Raw genomic sequence first — 16,659 nt, 5'->3', positions numbered from 1 at the left:
AGATGGGCGAAGATCTCAACAGGACGGTGTCGGCCTTCCGGCGGCTGGTCGTCACGCTCAACCGCGCCAAGACCCATGAGTGGCTCACCGAGGCGGCCGGCATCCGGCTCGACCGGCCCGACGTGCAGATCATCGTCTACCTGCTCGACGCGGGCGAGCCCCGCAGGATCGGCATGATCGCCGAGGGGCTGCAGGTCGAGAGCCCGCACGTGACCAGGCACGTCGCGGCCCTTGAGCAGCGCGGGCTGGTCGAGCGCGTACGCGACCCCGACGACCGGCGGGCCTGGCGCATCGCGCTCACCGAGGAGGGGGCCGAGGTGGCGAGCAGGTGCCGCCGGGTCACCACCGAGTGGTTCGAGGAGGTGCTGTCCGACTGGCCGGAGGCGGAGCGGGCCGAGCTGTCCAGGCTGATGACCAAGCTGTCGGACGACTTCTGCGAGCGCATGCGCGCCCGGTACACCTGAGAAAACGCGTTGCGGGGCCGGGGCGCGGGCGGCATGCTCGTGCCCATGGTCATCCAGCTGGTCATCCGGCGAATGCGCATGCCGCACCCGTCCGGGGGCTCCCGCCGTTGAGATCGGCGGCCCCCGGCCCGTTCCAGGCGGGTGGGGGCGCTGGTGTGCCCGGCGGTTTCATAAGCCGCTCCAGGCGGGTTCGATCCCCGCACCCGTCACCACATTGCTGGTAGAGATGGGCCCATGCGGATTTCGGTGGCGGCGGACAGCAACGACGGGGTGGCCGGGCGCATCGTGGCCGAGCTGCGCGAGCGGGGTCACGAGGTGCTGACCCACGGCGCACTCCACGACGGCGAGCGCGACGACTGGGCGTGGGCCTGCGAACTGGCCGCCAGAGACGTCGCGGAGGGCCGGGCCGACCAGGCGGTGGTCTGCTGCTGGACGGGCACGGGCGCCTCCATCGCGGCCAACAAGGTGCCCGGCGTGCGGGCCGCGCTCTGCCCCGACGCCTACACCGCCGAGGGGGCGCGCAGATGGAACGACGCCAACGTGCTGGCCCTCAGCCTCCGCCTGACCTCCGACGTCGTGCTCGGCGAGATCCTCGACGCCTGGTTCGGCGGCCGGCCCAGCACCGATCCGGCCGACGTGGCCAACGTGGCGCACCTCGCGGAGATCTAGGCTCTGCGGCATGGACAACTTACGGTGCACGCATTGCGGCGCGGAGGGGCTCGAACCCGGGTTCGTCGCCGACCAGGGTGAGCACTCCCGGGGGTACGCCCGCTGGGTCGAGGGGGCGCTGTCGCGCGGGATCTTCGGCGGCGCCCGGCTGATGGGCCGTCCCAAGTGGGAGATCGACGCCTACCGCTGCCGCTCCTGCCACCACCTCGAACTGTTCGCCACCCGCCCCGACTAGCCCGTCCCGCCGTGGCGGTCGGCTCATGACCCTCACGTCCGGGGGCACGGAAATCGTCGGTGCCGCCCTCTAGGGTGCTGGGCATGACCGACGTGCTGATCCGCGGCGGCCGGCCCTGGGGGCTCGCGTCCCCCGCCGACCTGCTCGTCCGCGACGGCCGCATCCACCGGGTGGGGCCGTCCCTCGACGCGCCCGGCGCCCTCGTCCTCGACGTGTCCGGTCAGCTCGTCCTGCCCGGTCTCGTCGACGCCCACTGCCACCTCGACAAGACCCTCTACGGCGGCCCCTGGGTCCCCCACTCCGCCGACGACTCCCTGGCCGGCCGCATCGCCAACGACCTGGGCCGCCGCGCCGAATTAGGCGTGCCGAGCGCCGAGCGCGCCGCCGCGCTGCTGGCCCGGATGAGCGAGGCCGGCACCACCCACGTGCGCACCCACACCGACATCGACCCGTCCGTGGGCCTGCGGGGCGTGGAGGCCGTGCGCGAGGCCGCCGCCCGCTCCCCCGTCCACGTGCAGCAGGTCGCCTTCCCGCAACACGGCGTGCTCACCAACCCCGGCACCGCCGACCTGCTGGCCGAGGCGCTCCGCAGCGGCGTCGAGGCGATCGGCGGCCTCGACCCGGCCGGCGTCGACCGCGATCCGGTGCGCCACCTCGACCTGATCTTCGGCCTGGCCGACCGGTTCGGCGCGCGCATCGACATCCATCTCCACGACGGCGGCTCGCTCGGCGGCTGGGAGCTGGAGCTGATCACCGAGCGCACCAAGGCGCTGGGGCTCGGCGGCCGGGTCACGGTCAGCCACGCGTACGCGCTGGGCGAGCTCAGCGAGGCCGCCCAGGATCGCCTGATCCAGGGCTTCGTCGACGCGGGCGTGGCCATCGCCACCGCCGCCGTCTACAGCTACCCGGTGCCGCCGGTCAAGAAGCTGCGCGCCGCGGGCGTCACCGTCGCCTGCGGCCACGACGGCATCCGCGACCTGTGGGGCCCCTACGGCTCGGGCGACATGCTGGAGCGCGCGATGCACCTCGCCTACCGCAGCACGTTCCGCCGCGACGAGGACATCGAGCTCGCCCTGGAGGCCGCGACCGTGGGCGGCGCGCGGGCCCTCGGGCTGCCCGGCTACGGCCTGGCCCCGGGCGACCGCGCCGACCTCGTCGTGGTGCCCGCGAGCGGCCCTGGAGAGGCCGTGGTCGTTCACCCTCGGCGCACTCTGGTCATGAAAGACGGCGTCGTCCTGCACAATTGACCGGCGGGACCATCGAAAGGCAGGCAAGTGCTCTCTATTCACCAGCGGATCGCGGCAGAGCTCGGCGTGCGCGACGGGCAGGTGCAGGCGGCGGTCGATCTGCTCGACGGCGGCGCCACCGTGCCGTTCATCGCGCGCTACCGCAAGGAGGTCACCGGCGCCCTCGACGACGCGCAGCTCCGCACGCTCGAGGAGCGGCTGCGCTACCTGCGCGAGCTCGACGAGCGCAGGGCGGCGATCCTGGAGTCGATCGAGTCTCAGGGCAAGCTCGACGACGAACTGCGCGCGCAGATCATGGCGGCCGAGACCAAGGCCAGGCTCGAAGACATCTACCTGCCCTACAAGCCCAAGCGGCGCACCAAGGCGCAGATCGCCCGCGAGCTCGGCCTGGAGCCGCTGGCCGACAAGCTGCTCGGCGACCCGATGCTCCACCCGGCCACGGTCGCCGCGGAGTTCGTCACCGAGGGCGTGGCCGACGCCGGCGCGGCCCTCGAAGGGGCCAGGGCGATCCTGATCGAGCGCTTCGCCGAAGACGCCGACCTCATCGGCGACCTGCGCGAGCGGCTGTGGAGCCGCGGCCGGCTCGTGTCGAAGGTGCGCGAGGGCAAGCAGGAGGCGGGGGCCAAGTTCTCCGACTACTTCGACTTCACCGAGCCGTTCACCAAGCTGCCCTCCCACCGCATCCTGGCGATGTTCAGGGGCGAGAAGGAGGAGGTGCTCAACGTCGCGCTGGAGCCCGACGAGACCGCCGACTACGAGCTGCGCATCGGCGCCCGGTTCGGCATCTCCGACAAGGGGCGCCCGGCCGACACGTGGCTGGCCGAGACCGTGCGCTGGGCCTGGCGCACCCGCATCCTCGTGCATCTCGGCATCGACCTGCGCATGCGCCTGTGGCAGGCCGCCGAGGACGAAGCGGTGCGCGTGTTCGCCGCCAACCTGCGCGACCTGCTGCTGGCCGCCCCGGCCGGCAGCCGCACGACCATGGGCCTCGATCCCGGCCTGCGCACCGGCGTGAAGGTGGCCGTGGTCGACGCCACGGGCAAGGTCGTCGAGACCGCCACCATCTACCCCCACGAGCCCAAGCGCCAGTGGGACCAGTCGCTGGCCGTGCTCGGCGCGCTGGCCCAGAAGCACGGCGTCGAGCTCATCGCCATCGGCAACGGCACCGCCTCGCGCGAGACCGACAAGCTGGCCGGCGACCTGGTCAAGCTCATGCCGTCGATCACCAAGATCGTGGTGTCGGAGGCGGGCGCCTCGGTCTACTCGGCCTCGGCCTACGCCTCCCAGGAGCTGCCCGACCTCGACGTGTCGCTGCGCGGCGCGGTCTCCATCGCGCGCCGGCTGCAGGACCCGCTGGCCGAGCTGGTCAAGATCGACCCCAAGTCGATCGGCGTCGGCCAGTACCAGCACGACCTGGCCGAGTCCAAGCTGTCCCGCTCGCTCGACGCCGTCGTCGAAGACTGCGTCAACGCGGTCGGGGTCGACGTCAACACGGCGTCCGCGCCGCTGCTCACGCGGGTGTCGGGCATCGGCGCGACGCTGGCCGAGGGCATCGTGCGCCACCGCGACGCCAACGGCCCGTTCCGCACCCGCACGGCGCTGAAGGACGTCTCGCGGCTCGGGCCCAAGGCGTTCGAACAGTGCGCCGGCTTCCTGCGCATCCCGGGCGGCGACGACCCGCTCGACGCCTCCAGCGTGCACCCGGAGGCCTACCCGGTGGTCCGGCGCATCCTGAGCTCGGTCCAGACCGACCTCAAGTCGCTGATCGGCAACACCTCCGCCCTGCACACGATCCGGCCCCAGGACTTCACCGACGACACCTTCGGCCTGCCGACCGTCACCGACATCCTGCGCGAGCTGGAGAAGCCGGGGCGCGACCCGCGTCCGGCGTTCAAGACGGCGGCCTTCAAGGAGGGCGTGGAGAAGATCTCCGACCTGGTGGCCGGGATGATCCTGGAGGGCGTGGTCACCAACGTGGCCGCCTTCGGCGCGTTCGTCGACGTCGGCGTCCACCAGGACGGTCTGGTCCACGTGTCGGCCATGTCCCACACCTTCGTCAAGGACCCGCGCGACGTGGTCAAGCCGGGCGACATCGTGCGCGTCAAGGTCCTTGAGGTGGACATCCCGCGCAAGCGCATCTCCCTGACCCTCCGGCTGGAGGACGACGTCACCCAGCCGTCCTCGGAGGGCCGCCCGCCCCGCAAGTCGGGCGCCCGTCCGGACGGCTCCCGCAACGAGCCCCGCCGCGACGGCTCCGCTCGCGACGGTAGCGCTACCCGTGGCGAGGGCGGCCGCGACGGCGGCTCACGCGGCGACGGCCGCGACGGCCGCGACGGCGGCCGCGACGGCGGCCGGGGCGACGGCGCCCGCGGCGGTGGCGGTCGTGACGGCGGTCGTGACGGCGGTCGTGACGGCGGTCGCGGTCAGGGTGGCCGTGGCGACGGCGGGGGGCGTGGCCAGGGCCGCGGCGACGGTCAGCGCGGCGGGCAGCGCCGCCAGGACCGTCCGGCCCCCATGGGCGCGATGGCCGAAGCCCTCCGCAAGGCGGGCCTCGGCGGCGACAACCGCTGACCTCACCCCTGACGGGGGCCGGCCCCAACCGGCCCCCGTCAGGGCTGCCCCTCCCAACAACCCACCATCAGGGCTGCTGCCCTGCCACCAGCCCACCGTTCAGGCCGGCTCAGCCACCGCCCCACCCATCAGGCCTTCTCAGACACCAGCCCACCGCTGACCCCGCCGAGCCGCTGGCCCGCTGATCAGGCTGCCCTCACCACCAGCCGACCGTTCAGGCTGGCCCAGCCGCCGATGCGCAGTTCAAGCCGGCTCAGTCACCGACTGGGCGGGGGGTTCCCTGGTGGGGGGCGATACGGTCGGAGGGTGAGGACATCTGTGTTTTCCATGGCTGTCGGCCAAGCCCGCGACCTGCTTCGCTGGCGTTCGCCGCTGCGGACCGAACTCTGGGCGGCCCGGCTCACCGCCGCTCTCGAGCCCGATGAGGTGGGGCCGTTCCTGCGGGAGCTGGCCGAGGACGGCAGCGCCGAGTCGCGGCTCACCCTCGCCGCCCTGGCTGCGGTCGACAGGACGGGATGGGCTGGGGCGGAATCCTCTCCGGAATCCGAGGCGGGAGCGGGGGCGGAATCCTCTCCGGAATCCGAATCGGCAGCTGGGGCGCGGCCGGGGGTGCTGCGGGTTTTGGGGCTGGAGGTTCCCTGGACGACGGAGGCCGATCTCGAGCTGCCCGGCTGGGTGCGCCGCATGGGCCAGGTGACCTGCGAAGGAGCCTGGTACGGCAAGGCCGACCCGTACGGCGAGCAGACCCTGGCCGTCCTGTCCTTCAGGTACGCGAACGGCAAGGAGCCGCACATCCTCGTCGTCGGCATCGACCAGCCCAACGGCGGCCTCGCGGTGGACGCCGTCGTCGAGGAGGTCAAGTTCCTCGACGACCTGGGCCTGAGCCCGGCCGAGCCGGGGGTGGTGGCCGGACGGGTGCTGGACGCGTTCGAGCTGGGCGACCGGATCATGGGGGCCCAGGTGGCCGACACGCTGCCCGCCGTCCGTCCGCTGGCCATCGCGCGGGCCCTCGCCGTGCCCGGGCTCGTACGGCAGGCGCCCGACGGCACGATGGCCGGCTTCCACGATCTGCCCGATGTGCCCGGGGCGCGGGAGGCGTTCGAGAAGTTGGCGGAGTTCGTGGGTGAGCGTCCGCTTTGGTGGAGTCCGGCGCGGGTGAGCCAGTTCCTGACGTCGTGGCTGCCGAGGGAGGCCATCCTGTCGGACACGGCGGTGGCGGCGATGCCGGAGGTGGTCCGGGCGTGGAGCCGGTTCAACGGCGCCCATCCCGCCGTACTGCACCAGATCGACGTGGACGCCCCGCGCCTGCCCGCCCTGATGGCCGACGAGTCCCTGGCGGGACTCGGCAAACGCATCGCCCGCCGGCAGCTGTGAGCTCCGCCTGAGGGCGTGGGGGGCATCGGCCGGGATGTGGGTGGATCGAGGCGGGGGTGGGGGCGGCTATGCTGCGCAGTGACGTTAGCAGTGCCCCACTTGGGCGTTTCGAGGGAGACTTGCGCGATGTACAAGGAGTTCGCTGTCGAGGCCGTCATGTGGCTCGTCCCGGTTGCGGTGCTGATCGGGGTCGCGCTCCTCGTCACCGCCTGACCCAAGACCCGAGGAGAACGGGGGCCGAGCACACGCTCGGCCCCCGTCCGCTGTCCGGCGGCGGCGCGTGAAAAGGCGAGGTGGGAGTGCGGCGGGTGGCCGGGCGGTCAGGAGGCCCAGGCCAGCAGGGGTCGGTACTGGCGGAGGCGTTTCAGTGCCTGCTTCTCCAACTGCCTGATGCGCTCCCTGGTGAGCCCGAGGCGGTCGGCGATCTCGCTGTAGCTCTCCGCCTTCTGCCCGCTGAGGCCGTACCGAAGCCTGATGACGAACGCCTCGCGCGGCGGCAGCGACGTGACCACCTCCCGGACGTCGGCGCTCATGGCGCGGCGTTCGGCGACTTCCTGCACCCCTGCCCCGTCCTCGTCGGCGATCATGTCGGCGATGCGGCTCTCGCCGGACTCGCCGACCGGCAGGTCCAGGCTGACCACCTCCTGGCCAAGCCTGCGTAACGCGGCGACCTGCCCGGCGGTGAGCGACGCCGACGCGGCGAGCTCGTCGTCCGTCGGATCGCGGCCGAGGTCGGCGGCGAGTCGCCGCTCGGTCCTGACCAGCCGCGACAGGTCCTCGCCCACGTGGATGGGCAGCCGTACGGTGCGGCTCTTGTCGTGGATGCCGCGTTCGATGGCTTGGCGGATCCACCACATCCCGTACGTCGAGAACTTGTACCCGCGGGTGTAGTCGAACTTCTCCACGGCCCTGATCAGCCCGAGGTTGCCCTCCTGGATGACGTCGAGCAGCGGCAGCCCGCGGAAGGCGTACCGCCGGGCGGCGGCGACGACCAGGCGGAGGTTGGACCTGATCAGCTGGTCCTTGGCCCGCCGCCCGTCGCGCACGACGGCTTCGAGCTCCGGTGTCGCGGCGCCGCGCTCGATCAGGTGACCTGCGTACAGTCCTGCCTCGATCCGCCGGGCGAGGTCGACTTCGTCCGCGGCGGAGAGCAGGGGGTTCTTTCCGATCTGCTCCAGGTACATGCCGAGCAGGTCGGGCTCTGCGGCCGACATGCAGCGGCAACTACCCGGTGAACGGCGGTGAATTCCCGGCTTCGTTGAGTTCGGCGATGGCCAGCTCGGCCGTGCTGCGGATGTCGAAGAACTTGTCCAGCGCGGTGATCGCGAACAGGTGCTTGCACCGGCCGTTCAGGCCGGACAGCAGCAGCTTGCCGCCGGAGGCGGTGACGGCCTTGTGCAGGTAGACCAGCACGGACAGGCCGGAGGAGTCGCAGACGCTGACGGCCTGCATGTCGATGACGAGGAGCGGCGGCTGGGTGAGGTCGAGCGCCTTGGTGACCCGGTCGCGCACCTCGGCCGCGGACCCGAAGTCGAAATCCCCGGTCAGCCGTGCGATGACGCAGGGGCCCTGGAGTCCGAGGCTGATCGACAAAGCCTGCTCCGAAGTCACCCAGCTCCACCTACCCGCGTTGTTTCCCACTTGTCGTCACTTCTCGACCACTTTACGAGAAGTAGCGCCTCGGGTTGAACACCAGCATCTGTTCGATCTGGTCATCGGTGACACCAGAGCCGAGCAGTGCGGCCAGAACGTCATCGTGAATGTGATCGTAGCGCCAGTTCGGCGCGAGCGTGTTCCTGGCCTCGTCCCATGCGCCGCCGAAGTAGTCCATGAAGCAGGCGGTGTCGTGGCTGAGGACCATGCGGTCGGCGTATCCGCGCCGGCACAGGGCCGCGACCGTGGCCACGCGCTGCTCGGTCGGGTTGTAGACGTCGAGGCCGAACCGGTCCATGCCCAGCGTCGCGCCAGTGTCGGCCAGGCGCATCAGGTAGTCGAGGTCGTTGCTGTCGCCCGCGTGCCCGACGACCACTTTCTCCAGGTTCACCCCTTCCTTGGCGAACAGGTCCAGCGCGAGCAGCCCGCTCTGGGTGAAGGCGTTCGTGTGGACGGTGATCGGCGCCCCGGTCAGCACGTGGGCCCGCGCGACGGCCCGGCAGATGCGCTCGACGCCGGGCGTCAGCCCCTTGTGCTCCACCACGCATTTCAGCAGCGCGGCCTTCACCCCGGTGTCGGCGATGCCCTCGGTGAGGTCGCGGACGAAGTCGTCGATCATCGGGTCGGGCATGTCGAGGAACAGGCCGGGGCCGCGGTGCTCGTACTGGTGGGGCAGTTCCTCGAAGGCGTACAGGCCGGTGGCGACGACGATGTTCAGGCCGGGCACCTCGGCGGCCACCCGCTGGATGCGCGGGATGTGGCGGCCGAGGCCCCACACCGTCGGGTCGACGATCGTCCGCACGCCCTTGGCCGCCACCGCGCCGAGCTTGGCGATGGCGTCGGCGACCCGGAACTCCTCGTCCCACCAGGCGCCCTTGCCGTAGTTGTCCACGTGCTCGGCGGCCACGACGAACACGTGCTCGTGCATGAGCGTCTGGCCGAGCCGTTCGACGTCGATCGGGCCCCGGACGGTCTCGACGGTGGGCATGGGACCTCCATACCAACTGGTCAGTAAGTGCGCCCAACGTAGGCCGCCCCTGCCGCACCGTCAACCGTCCGGGGCGCGTTGCGATCGGCGCGTCGGCACATGTCGTGATTCACCGGGTCAGGCGCGGGAACAGGGGTTCCGGCCGCGGCAGCCGTTCCCCCGCCACCGCCGCCGCCACCCGGGCCGCCGCCGTCGGCAGGAACGGCTCCAGCTGGACGGCCAGCGTCCGGCACGCCCCCACCAGCACGCCCAGCGACGCCTCCCGCTGCCCGGCCGCCTGCTGCCACGGGCGGACGCGTTCGACGTACCGGTTCGCCTCCTCCACCAGCCGCCACACCGCTCCGGCGGCCCGGCGGAAGTCGAAGTCCCGCAGCGCGCCGTGCACGTCGCCCGGCTCGAACTCCTCGCGCACCTCCGGCACGTTGCCGTCCAGGAACCGGTGGACCATGGTGGCCACCCGGTTGACCAGGTTGCCCACGCCGTTGGCCAGGTCCTCGTCGGCCCTGGCGATCAGGCGGTCCGTGGTGAAGTCGGCGTCGCCCACGCGCGGCACCTCGCGCAGCAGCCACCACCGCACCGCGTCCACGCCGTACGCGTCCACCAGGGCCACCGGGTCGACGGCGGTCCCGGACGACTTGCTGATCTTGCGGCCGTTCGCGGTGAGGTAGTCGTGCACGAAGATCTGCGACGGCAGCGGCTCGCCGGCGGCCAGCAGCATCGCCGGCCAGTAGACGGCGTGGAAGCGGATCACCCCCTTCCCGACCAGGTGCACCTTGTCCGGCTCGGACACCCACCAGCGCTCGTGGTCCTCCCCTTCCAGGGCGGTGACGTAGTTGGCGAGGGCGTCCCACCACACGTACACGACCTGGGTGGGATCGCCGGGCACGGGGATGCCCCAGCCGCGGGCGCGCGCCGCCGACCGCGAGACGCTGATGTCGGCCAGCCCCGCCTCGACGAACGCCAGCACCTCGTTGCGCCGGGCGGCCGGCTCGATGCGCAGGCCGCCGCCGCGGATGAGGTCGAGCAGGGCGTCCTGGTAGCGGGAGAGCCGGAAGAACCAGTTCCGCTCCGAGACCACCTGCAAGGGCCCCTCGTGCCCTTCTGTGCAGGGCCCCTCGGGGTAGAACTGCTCGCAGCCGACGCAGTAGCGCCCTTCGTAGTGCCGCTGGTGAAGGTCGCGTTCGACGGCCTTCCAGATGCGTTCGACCCCGGCGCGGTGCGCGGGGTGGCTGCTCGTCCTGACGAACGCGTCGAAGGACAGGTCGAGCGGTTCGCGCAGCCCTTCGAACGCGGCCGCGTTGCGGTCCACGAACTCCCGTACCGGCAGTCCTTCGGCCTCGGCGGCCAGCACGTTCTTCAGCGAGTTGTCGTCGGTACCGGTCTGGAACCGCACGGGTTCGCCGCGCCGCCGGTGGTGCCTGGCCAGCACGTCCGCCTGGACGAGCTCCAGCGCGTGCCCGAGGTGCGGGCGGGCGTTGACGTAGGGGATGGTCGTCGTGATGTACATCGGCAGCCTCCAGGAAAGGGGCCCCGACACGACGAGAGGCCCCGGGTCACAGGGCCTCAACAGGACGTCGTCGGTGAACCCCCCTACGGGGCCATCATCACCGTGCTGATCGTCATGTCCGCCATCGTACCCGGCCTCAGGCCAGCCCGGCCAGCTTGTAGAGCACGAGCGACCCGGCCACCGCCACGTTGAGGCTGGCCCCGGTGCCGATCATCGGGATCTCGACCACGGCGTCGAGCAGGTCGAGCGCCTCGCCGGGGATGCCGGTGGCCTCGTGGCCGAGCACGACGACGGTCGGCTCGCGGGCCATGGTCAGGTCGGCCAGCCTGATGGCGTTCTCGGCCAGCTCGACGCCCAGCACACGCTCGCGCCGGGAGGCCAGCCACGGCAGCGGATCGACCCAGTGGACGCAGGCTCCGGACCGGAGGGTGTTCCCCCTGGCCAGCGCCTCGGGCACCCAGGGCAGGCGGGGCACGGCCATGCACGCGCCGGCCGCGTCGCAGGTGCGCAGCAGGGTGCCGAGGTTGACGCCGTGCATCGGCCACAAAGGAGCGACGGTGAGATGGCCGAGGCATCGGGGCCGCCTGCGCCGCCGCTGGGCCTGGAGCTCTCTGGGGGTGCGCACCCGGATGCCGCTCATGCGGCCGGGCGGAGGTTCCTTACGCGGACGTTCACGAGAAGGGCGCTTTCGTCGGCACGCCCGGGCCATCGTCGAGAGGAATCACACTCAGTCTACGCCCGTGAGCCACGCGCGCGACGGCGTACGGCCCAGACGGCCAGCCCCACCGCGAAGACGGCCACCCCCGCGAGCACGGAGGCGAGCGGCAGGGTGAACGCCAGCACCAGGCACAACACCAGCCCGAGCACCGGCACGGCCTTGACCGGCGCGCCCTCGGCTCGGGAGAGGGTCAGCGCGCAGGCGTTGGCGATCGCGTAGTAGACCAGTACCCCGAACGAGGAGAACCCGATCGCGCCGCGCAGGTCGGCCACCAGCAGCAGCACGACCACGGCGGCCCCGACCGCCGCCTCGGCCCGGCGCGGGACCCGGCGCTCCGGGTCGACCGCGGCCAGCACGCCCGGCAGGTCACGCTCCCTGGCCATCGCGAGCACGGTGCGGGAGACGCCGAGCAGCAGCGCGAGCAGCGCCCCGAGCGAGGCCACCGCCGCCCCCGCCCCCACGACGGGGACCAGCCACTGCGCCCCCGCCCGGCGCACGACGTCGGCCAGCGGCGCCGCGGACCCGGCCAGCCCGGACGCCCCGAGCGTGCGCAGAGCGGCCACCGCCACCAGCGTGTAGACGACGAGCGTGACGCCGAGGGCGATGCCGATCGCCCGCGGGATGGCACGGGCCGGATCGCGCACCTCCTCCCCCAGCGTGGCGATCCTGGCGTATCCGGCGAACGCGAAGAACAGCAGCCCGGCGCCCTGGAGCACGCCCCACGGGCCCGAGCCGGGCAGCCCCGCGCCCGGCGTTCCGGGCGGCCGCTCCCCCGCCAGCCCGGCGACGATCACCGCGGCCAGTACGGCGAGCACGAGCACGACGATCACCCGGGCGACCGCGGCCGAACGCTGGACGCCGAACAGGTTGAGCAGGGTGAGCGCGACGACCGCCGCGACGGCCAGCGGCCGGGCCGCGCCCGGGGCGACGTACGAGCCGAAGGTGAGGGCCATCGCGGCGCACGAGGCCGTCTTGCCGACGGTGAAGCCCCAGCCCGCCAGGTAGCCCCACAGCGGGCCGAGCCGCCGCCGGCCGTAGACGTAGGTGCCGCCGGACTCGGGATGGAGGGCGGCCAGCCGGGCCGAGGAGGTGGCGTTGCAGTAGGCCACGACGGCGGCGAGCGCGAGGGCGGCGAGCAGCGAGCCGCCCGCCGCGGCGGCAGCCGGGGCGAAGGCGGCGAACACGCCCGCGCCGATCATCGCGCTCAGCCCGACGACGACCGCGTCGCCGGTGCCCAGCCGCCGCGCCAGGCCCTCGGCCATGCCGCCCCCTCCCACCGGCCCGCACCCTCGATCGGGTCACCGGTCAGGAGATCCCGAGGCCCCCACTCTGCCGCACGCCACCGACATCCTCGCCGCCGGGGCCGTCAGGAGGTCGCCTCGGGGCCCGGGACCACCAGCACGGGACGCCGGGCGTGGTGCAGGACGCGGTCCGAGGTGCTGCCGAGCAGCAACGATCGCACGCCGCCCAGTCCCCGCGTGCCGGTGACGATGAGGGTGGCGTCGATCTCGTCGGCGACGTCCACGATGGTCGACCACACCGCCACCGAGTCCAGGTCGCACCGCGGCGTCGCGTCGAGGCCGGCCTCGCGGGCCAGTTCGGCGCCGTGCCCGGCCAGTTCGGTCATCGCCTGGCCGATCGCCTCGTCCTCGGCCGCGGTGTTGTCGAGGGTCATCATGAGCCCGGCCGAGGCGCGGGCGGAGGTCATCGCCAGCCGCTCCCACACGGTCAGCACGACGGCGGACCTGTCCTGCACGGCCCGTCCGGCGAACTCGATGGCGGCCTTGGAGTCGTCCGAACCGTCGTAGGCGATCAAAATGGTCATCTTCACAGCTCCTTGGGCGAGGTCAGAGCCCTCCCTCTTTCCAGGAGCGGGCCGTTCTCACGCGAAAAGGGGCGGGAAGATCATCCCACCCCTCGCGAACCGGCCAGGCGTCAGGCCAGCACGGCCGACACCCGCCGCGCCGCCGGCCTGAGCATCGACAGGCCCGCCAGCGCCAGCACCCCGATCTCGGTCACGACCACCACGCGCTGGGTCAGGCCCGCCGGGATGTCGTCGTTGCTCAACGGGATGCCGAACATGCGCACCACGTACGGGACCACGACCAGCAACAGCGCCCCGAGGGCCACGCCGCTCAGCACGCGCATCGCTCTGGCGTACCGGATCCTGGCCTTGGCCAGCAGGAACCCCGCCGCGGGCATGACCAGGAAGGCGGCGAAGGCGGCGTAGCGGTGGATGCCGCCGGACAACGAGAGCGGCACCCCGGGGCGGTCGGTCGGGAAGGCCCCGATCAGGAACATGCTCGCCCCCCACGCCACCAGCAGCGCGACGACCCAGCGGTTGGCGCCGGAGCGGCGCAGCGCCTCGGCGATCAGCCCGGACCCCACGGCGAACAGCGTCAGCGAGGCCGGCAGCAGCCAGCCGGACGCCTGGAAGGCGTACTCGCTGATCACGCTGTGCAACGGGTCGAGACCCGCCTCGGCGTGCAAGGTGAGCATCGCGCCGGCTCCGGTGCCGATGGCCGTGAATCCGCTGACAAGCAATCCCCTCATGCCTTAAAGCTCGCGTAAGGCGGCCTTGACCGGCATCGGAGATGAGCCCCCAGCGGGCCCTGACCCGCCCCCTAATACCTTGGTCGAAAGGCTCCGGGGACAGGCTCGTGACCTGCGGAAAGACGACCCTGGGTAGGGCCTGCCTCCTCAGGGTGGGTGCAGTCGGCGGCACCCCCGATTTGACTTGGAGTGCACTCGAAGGGTGACTCTGGATGCATGACGATCCAAGAGGCCGCCCAGCGTACGGGTCTCAGCGCCCACACCTTGCGCTACTACGAGCGCATCGGGCTCATCCACTCGGTCGGCCGCAACGTCAGCGGGCATCGGGACTACGCGGAGGCGGACCTGCGGTGGCTGGACTTCCTCACCAAGCTGCGGACCACCGGCATGCCCATCGCCGACATGTGCCGCTACGCGGAGCTGCGCCGCATGGGCGAGCACACCTCCGCCGAGCGGCTGGCGATGCTGGAGCTGCACCGCGAGCGCGTCCGGGTCAGGATCGCCGAGCTGAGCGCGGACATGGACGTCCTCGACCACAAGATCGAAAACTATCGGGAGCGGATGTGAAGACGCGCGTCCTGGGGACCGGCGGCCCGCGGGTGTCGGCCCTCGGCCTGGGTTGCATGGGCATGTCGGAGTTCTACGGCAAAGGGGACGAGAAGGAGTCGATAGCGGTCATCCACCGCGCCCTCGACCTTGGCATGAATTTTCTGGACACAGCCGACATGTACGGACGAGGCCACAACGAGGAGCTGGTCGGCCGGGCCGTCAAGAACCGCCGCGACGAGGTCGTCCTGGCGACCAAGTTCGGCATCAACCGCCACGACGGCACACGCACGGTCGAGAACAGCCCCGAGTACATCAGGGCGGCCTGCGACGCCTCGCTCCGGCGGCTCGGCGTCGACCACATCGACGTCTACTACATGCACCGCCGCAACCCCGACGTGCCGATCGAGGAGTCGGTCGGCGCCATGGCCGAGCTGGTCCAGCAGGGCAAGGTGGGCCATCTCGGGCTGTCGGAGGTGAGCGCGGACACGCTGCGCAGGGCCGCCGCCGTGCACCCGATCGCCGCGCTGCAGAGCGAGTACTCGCTGTTCACGCGGGGTCTGGAGGCCGAGATCCGGCCCGCGGCCAGGGAGCTGGGCACCGCGCTGGTGGCGTACTCGCCGATCAGCCGCGGCCTGCTCGGCGGCGCGCTGCCGAGCGCCGACCAGCTCCCCGACGACGACTTCCGCAAGCACCTGCCCCGCATGTCCGGCGAGCACGCCGAGCACAACGCCCGCCTGGTCGAGCGGGTCCGCGAGATCGCCGCGGCGGCCGGGATCACCCCCGCCCAGCTCGCGCTGGCCTGGCTGCTGGCCCAGGGCGACGACGTGGTGCCGATCCCCGGCACGAAACGCCTGACGTACCTGGCGGAGAACGCCGCCGCGGCCGACGTCACGCTGACCGCCGACCAGCTCGACGCCCTGGCCAGGGCGGTGCCCGCGGACGCCGTCCGGGGCGCCCGCTACCCGAACATGTCGGAGGTCGAGCGCTAGGCCGCGCGCCTGGTCGCGCCGGTCACGACCACCAGCGCGACCAGGACGAGCGCCGTCAGCGGGATCGGCGCCGGCGTCAGGGCCGACAGCAGCACGAGCACGGCCGCGCCCAGGAAGGCGACGCCGTCGGCCGGGCCGTAGCGGTGAGGCCGCACGTGCAGCAGCCAGAGCATCGACAGGAACACCGCGACGGGCACCGACACGGCCAGCGCCGCGCCCGTGGCGGACAGGTGTGACGTGCCCGCCGCGTGGTCGATGCTCACCTCGACCCCGGCGCTGAACGCCCCGACCGCCGCGAAGATCGCGTAGTGGCCGTACCCCCAGAGCAGGGCGCGCCTGGTGGAGTCGAGGATCTCGGCGGTCGGCGGGTCGAAGTAGAGCCACCACATGGCGAAGGCGATCACCAGCGCGCCCAGGGCCAGGACGATCAGCTCGGGCCGCAGGCCGGCGGCGCTCGCCTCGGCCTGGAAGGCGACTGTGGCGGCCAGCACGTTCTCGCCCATCATGATGATCGTGAACAGGCCGTACCGCTCGGCGATGTGGTGCGGGTGCCAGGGGGTCGGGCTGCCCCGCTCGGCCCACACGGGCACCGCGAGCTCCAGCACCACGCCGAGCGCGAACGCCGCCAGGTACCACTCCCCCGGCACGACCAGCAGCGGGATCCAGCCGACCTGCGCGACGCAGATGCCGGCGGCGTACCGCACGGCCGTCCGCCGGCCCGGACGGTCACCGCAGGCCGCCCGCAGCCAGTGGGCGGCCATGGCCAGGCGCATGATGACATACCCGGCGTAGACCACGCGGAAGTCGTGCTCCTGGAACGCCCTGGGCACCCCGGCGGCCAGCACCAGCACGCCCGCCATCTGGACCAGCGTGGTCACCCGGAACAACCAGTCGTCGTTGTCGTAGGCGGAGGCGAACCAGGTGTAGTTCATCCACGCCCACCAGATGGCGAAGAACGTCGTCAGGTAGCCGAGGACGCCCTCGGCCAGGTGCCCTTCGCTGAGCGCGTGGTGGAGCTGGGAGCCGGCGAACGAGACCGCGACGACGAAGCACAGGTCGAAGAAGAGTTCCAGGTTGGTGGCGACGCGGTGGGACTCGCCCGCGTCGCGCGCCCGCATGGGCCGCAGCCGGATCATCCTCCG

The 16,659-nt window shown here is 72.2% G+C and carries 17 protein-coding genes and 1 tRNA gene; 9 read left to right on the top strand and 9 right to left on the bottom strand.

Features of this window, described 5'->3' with window-relative positions; all coding sequences use genetic code 11:
- The first annotated feature begins 2 nt into the window (after positions 1–2).
- From AB0J76_RS33615 to AB0J76_RS33585, 7 genes are all read left to right on the top strand, one after another.
- Positions 3–464 carry a MarR family transcriptional regulator gene (locus AB0J76_RS33615; RefSeq protein ID WP_352328725.1) on the top strand — a complete coding sequence of 154 codons (462 nt, stop codon included), beginning with the start codon at positions 3–5 and terminating at the stop codon, positions 462–464.
- 136 nt (positions 465–600) lie between these two features.
- Positions 601–676 (top strand) — tRNA-Met (locus AB0J76_RS33610).
- A 22-nt stretch (positions 677–698) separates the two neighbouring features.
- A complete protein-coding gene (locus AB0J76_RS33605) occupies positions 699–1,133 on the top strand; it encodes an RpiB/LacA/LacB family sugar-phosphate isomerase (protein ID WP_352328726.1) in 435 nt (144 codons plus the stop codon).
- Positions 1,134–1,143: 10 nt separating this feature from the next.
- Positions 1,144–1,368 (top strand): hypothetical protein, encoded by a 225-nt coding sequence (locus AB0J76_RS33600; protein WP_352328727.1) that lies wholly within the window; start codon positions 1,144–1,146, stop codon positions 1,366–1,368.
- Positions 1,369–1,451: 83 nt separating this feature from the next.
- A complete protein-coding gene (locus tag AB0J76_RS33595; RefSeq protein WP_352328729.1) occupies positions 1,452–2,615 on the top strand; it encodes an amidohydrolase in 1,164 nt (387 codons plus the stop codon).
- 27 nt (positions 2,616–2,642) lie between these two features.
- Complete coding sequence (locus AB0J76_RS33590) at positions 2,643–5,186, top strand: Tex family protein (RefSeq protein WP_364391694.1); 2,544 nt, start codon at positions 2,643–2,645, stop codon at positions 5,184–5,186.
- A 327-nt stretch (positions 5,187–5,513) separates the two neighbouring features.
- Positions 5,514–6,560, top strand: a complete 1,047-nt coding sequence (locus tag AB0J76_RS33585) for a hypothetical protein (protein WP_352327164.1) — start codon at positions 5,514–5,516, stop codon at positions 6,558–6,560.
- Between the two features lie 320 nt (positions 6,561–6,880).
- Here the strand turns inward: AB0J76_RS33585 and AB0J76_RS33580 are convergent, their stop codons facing one another.
- From AB0J76_RS33580 to AB0J76_RS33545, 8 genes are all read right to left on the bottom strand, one after another.
- Positions 6,881–7,774 carry a sigma-70 family RNA polymerase sigma factor gene (locus tag AB0J76_RS33580; protein WP_352327165.1) on the bottom strand — a complete coding sequence of 298 codons (894 nt, stop codon included), beginning with the start codon at positions 7,772–7,774 and terminating at the stop codon, positions 6,881–6,883.
- A 10-nt stretch (positions 7,775–7,784) separates the two neighbouring features.
- Positions 7,785–8,171, bottom strand: coding sequence for an STAS domain-containing protein (locus AB0J76_RS33575; RefSeq protein WP_352327166.1), 387 nt, complete (start codon positions 8,169–8,171; stop codon positions 7,785–7,787).
- Positions 8,172–8,223: 52 nt separating this feature from the next.
- A complete protein-coding gene (locus tag AB0J76_RS33570) occupies positions 8,224–9,201 on the bottom strand; it encodes a phosphotriesterase-related protein (RefSeq protein WP_352327167.1) in 978 nt (325 codons plus the stop codon).
- Between the two features lie 109 nt (positions 9,202–9,310).
- On the bottom strand, positions 9,311–10,708 hold the full coding sequence (locus AB0J76_RS33565) for a methionine--tRNA ligase (RefSeq protein ID WP_352327168.1): 1,398 nt from the start codon (positions 10,706–10,708) through the stop codon (positions 9,311–9,313).
- A gap of 136 nt (positions 10,709–10,844) precedes the next feature.
- Positions 10,845–11,348, bottom strand: coding sequence for a TrmH family RNA methyltransferase (locus AB0J76_RS33560; protein WP_352327169.1), 504 nt, complete (start codon positions 11,346–11,348; stop codon positions 10,845–10,847).
- A gap of 92 nt (positions 11,349–11,440) precedes the next feature.
- Complete coding sequence (locus AB0J76_RS33555; RefSeq protein ID WP_352327170.1) at positions 11,441–12,688, bottom strand: APC family permease; 1,248 nt, start codon at positions 12,686–12,688, stop codon at positions 11,441–11,443.
- A 104-nt stretch (positions 12,689–12,792) separates the two neighbouring features.
- A complete protein-coding gene (locus AB0J76_RS33550; protein ID WP_352327171.1) occupies positions 12,793–13,251 on the bottom strand; it encodes a universal stress protein in 459 nt (152 codons plus the stop codon).
- A gap of 110 nt (positions 13,252–13,361) precedes the next feature.
- Positions 13,362–13,979: a DUF998 domain-containing protein gene (locus tag AB0J76_RS33545; RefSeq protein WP_352327172.1), complete on the bottom strand. Its 618-nt coding sequence runs from the start codon at positions 13,977–13,979 to the stop codon at positions 13,362–13,364.
- A 216-nt stretch (positions 13,980–14,195) separates the two neighbouring features.
- Between AB0J76_RS33545 and AB0J76_RS33540 the strand changes: the two genes are divergently transcribed.
- The gene (locus tag AB0J76_RS33540; protein WP_352327173.1) at positions 14,196–14,546 is read left to right on the top strand and encodes a MerR family transcriptional regulator; all 351 of its coding nucleotides are present in this window, start codon (positions 14,196–14,198) and stop codon (positions 14,544–14,546) included.
- Positions 14,543–15,517: an aldo/keto reductase gene (locus tag AB0J76_RS33535; RefSeq protein ID WP_352327174.1), complete on the top strand. Its 975-nt coding sequence runs from the start codon at positions 14,543–14,545 to the stop codon at positions 15,515–15,517. The genes AB0J76_RS33540 and AB0J76_RS33535 overlap by 4 nt, the downstream gene beginning before the upstream one ends.
- Here the strand turns inward: AB0J76_RS33535 and AB0J76_RS33530 are convergent.
- On the bottom strand, positions 15,514–16,653 hold the full coding sequence (locus tag AB0J76_RS33530) for a low temperature requirement protein A (RefSeq protein ID WP_352327175.1): 1,140 nt from the start codon (positions 16,651–16,653) through the stop codon (positions 15,514–15,516). The two genes, AB0J76_RS33535 and AB0J76_RS33530, sit on opposite strands and share 4 nt — an antisense overlap.
- Positions 16,654–16,659 lie beyond the last annotated feature (6 nt).

Origin of the sequence: Nonomuraea sp. NPDC049624 (assembly GCF_040675255.1) — a bacterium.
Lineage (GTDB): Bacteria > Actinomycetota > Actinomycetes > Streptosporangiales > Streptosporangiaceae > Nonomuraea.
This window is presented reverse-complemented; position numbering and strand designations above follow the sequence as displayed.

Coding starts and splice junctions, on each gene's coding strand:
- AB0J76_RS33605 (WP_352328726.1), top strand. CDS start 699: ATGCGGATTTCGGTGGCGGCGGACAGCAACGACGGGGTGGCCGGGCGC.
- AB0J76_RS33530 (WP_352327175.1), bottom strand. CDS start 16,653: ATGATCCGGCTGCGGCCCATGCGGGCGCGCGACGCGGGCGAGTCCCAC.
- AB0J76_RS33585 (WP_352327164.1), top strand. CDS start 5,514: ATGGCTGTCGGCCAAGCCCGCGACCTGCTTCGCTGGCGTTCGCCGCTG.
- AB0J76_RS33565 (WP_352327168.1), bottom strand. CDS start 10,708: ATGTACATCACGACGACCATCCCCTACGTCAACGCCCGCCCGCACCTC.
- AB0J76_RS33560 (WP_352327169.1), bottom strand. CDS start 11,348: ATGAGCGGCATCCGGGTGCGCACCCCCAGAGAGCTCCAGGCCCAGCGG.
- AB0J76_RS33550 (WP_352327171.1), bottom strand. CDS start 13,251: ATGACCATTTTGATCGCCTACGACGGTTCGGACGACTCCAAGGCCGCC.
- AB0J76_RS33555 (WP_352327170.1), bottom strand. CDS start 12,688: ATGGCCGAGGGCCTGGCGCGGCGGCTGGGCACCGGCGACGCGGTCGTC.
- AB0J76_RS33570 (WP_352327167.1), bottom strand. CDS start 9,201: ATGCCCACCGTCGAGACCGTCCGGGGCCCGATCGACGTCGAACGGCTC.
- AB0J76_RS33580 (WP_352327165.1), bottom strand. CDS start 7,774: ATGTCGGCCGCAGAGCCCGACCTGCTCGGCATGTACCTGGAGCAGATC.
- AB0J76_RS33540 (WP_352327173.1), top strand. CDS start 14,196: ATGACGATCCAAGAGGCCGCCCAGCGTACGGGTCTCAGCGCCCACACC.
- AB0J76_RS33615 (WP_352328725.1), top strand. CDS start 3: ATGGGCGAAGATCTCAACAGGACGGTGTCGGCCTTCCGGCGGCTGGTC.
- AB0J76_RS33600 (WP_352328727.1), top strand. CDS start 1,144: ATGGACAACTTACGGTGCACGCATTGCGGCGCGGAGGGGCTCGAACCC.
- AB0J76_RS33595 (WP_352328729.1), top strand. CDS start 1,452: ATGACCGACGTGCTGATCCGCGGCGGCCGGCCCTGGGGGCTCGCGTCC.
- AB0J76_RS33545 (WP_352327172.1), bottom strand. CDS start 13,979: ATGAGGGGATTGCTTGTCAGCGGATTCACGGCCATCGGCACCGGAGCC.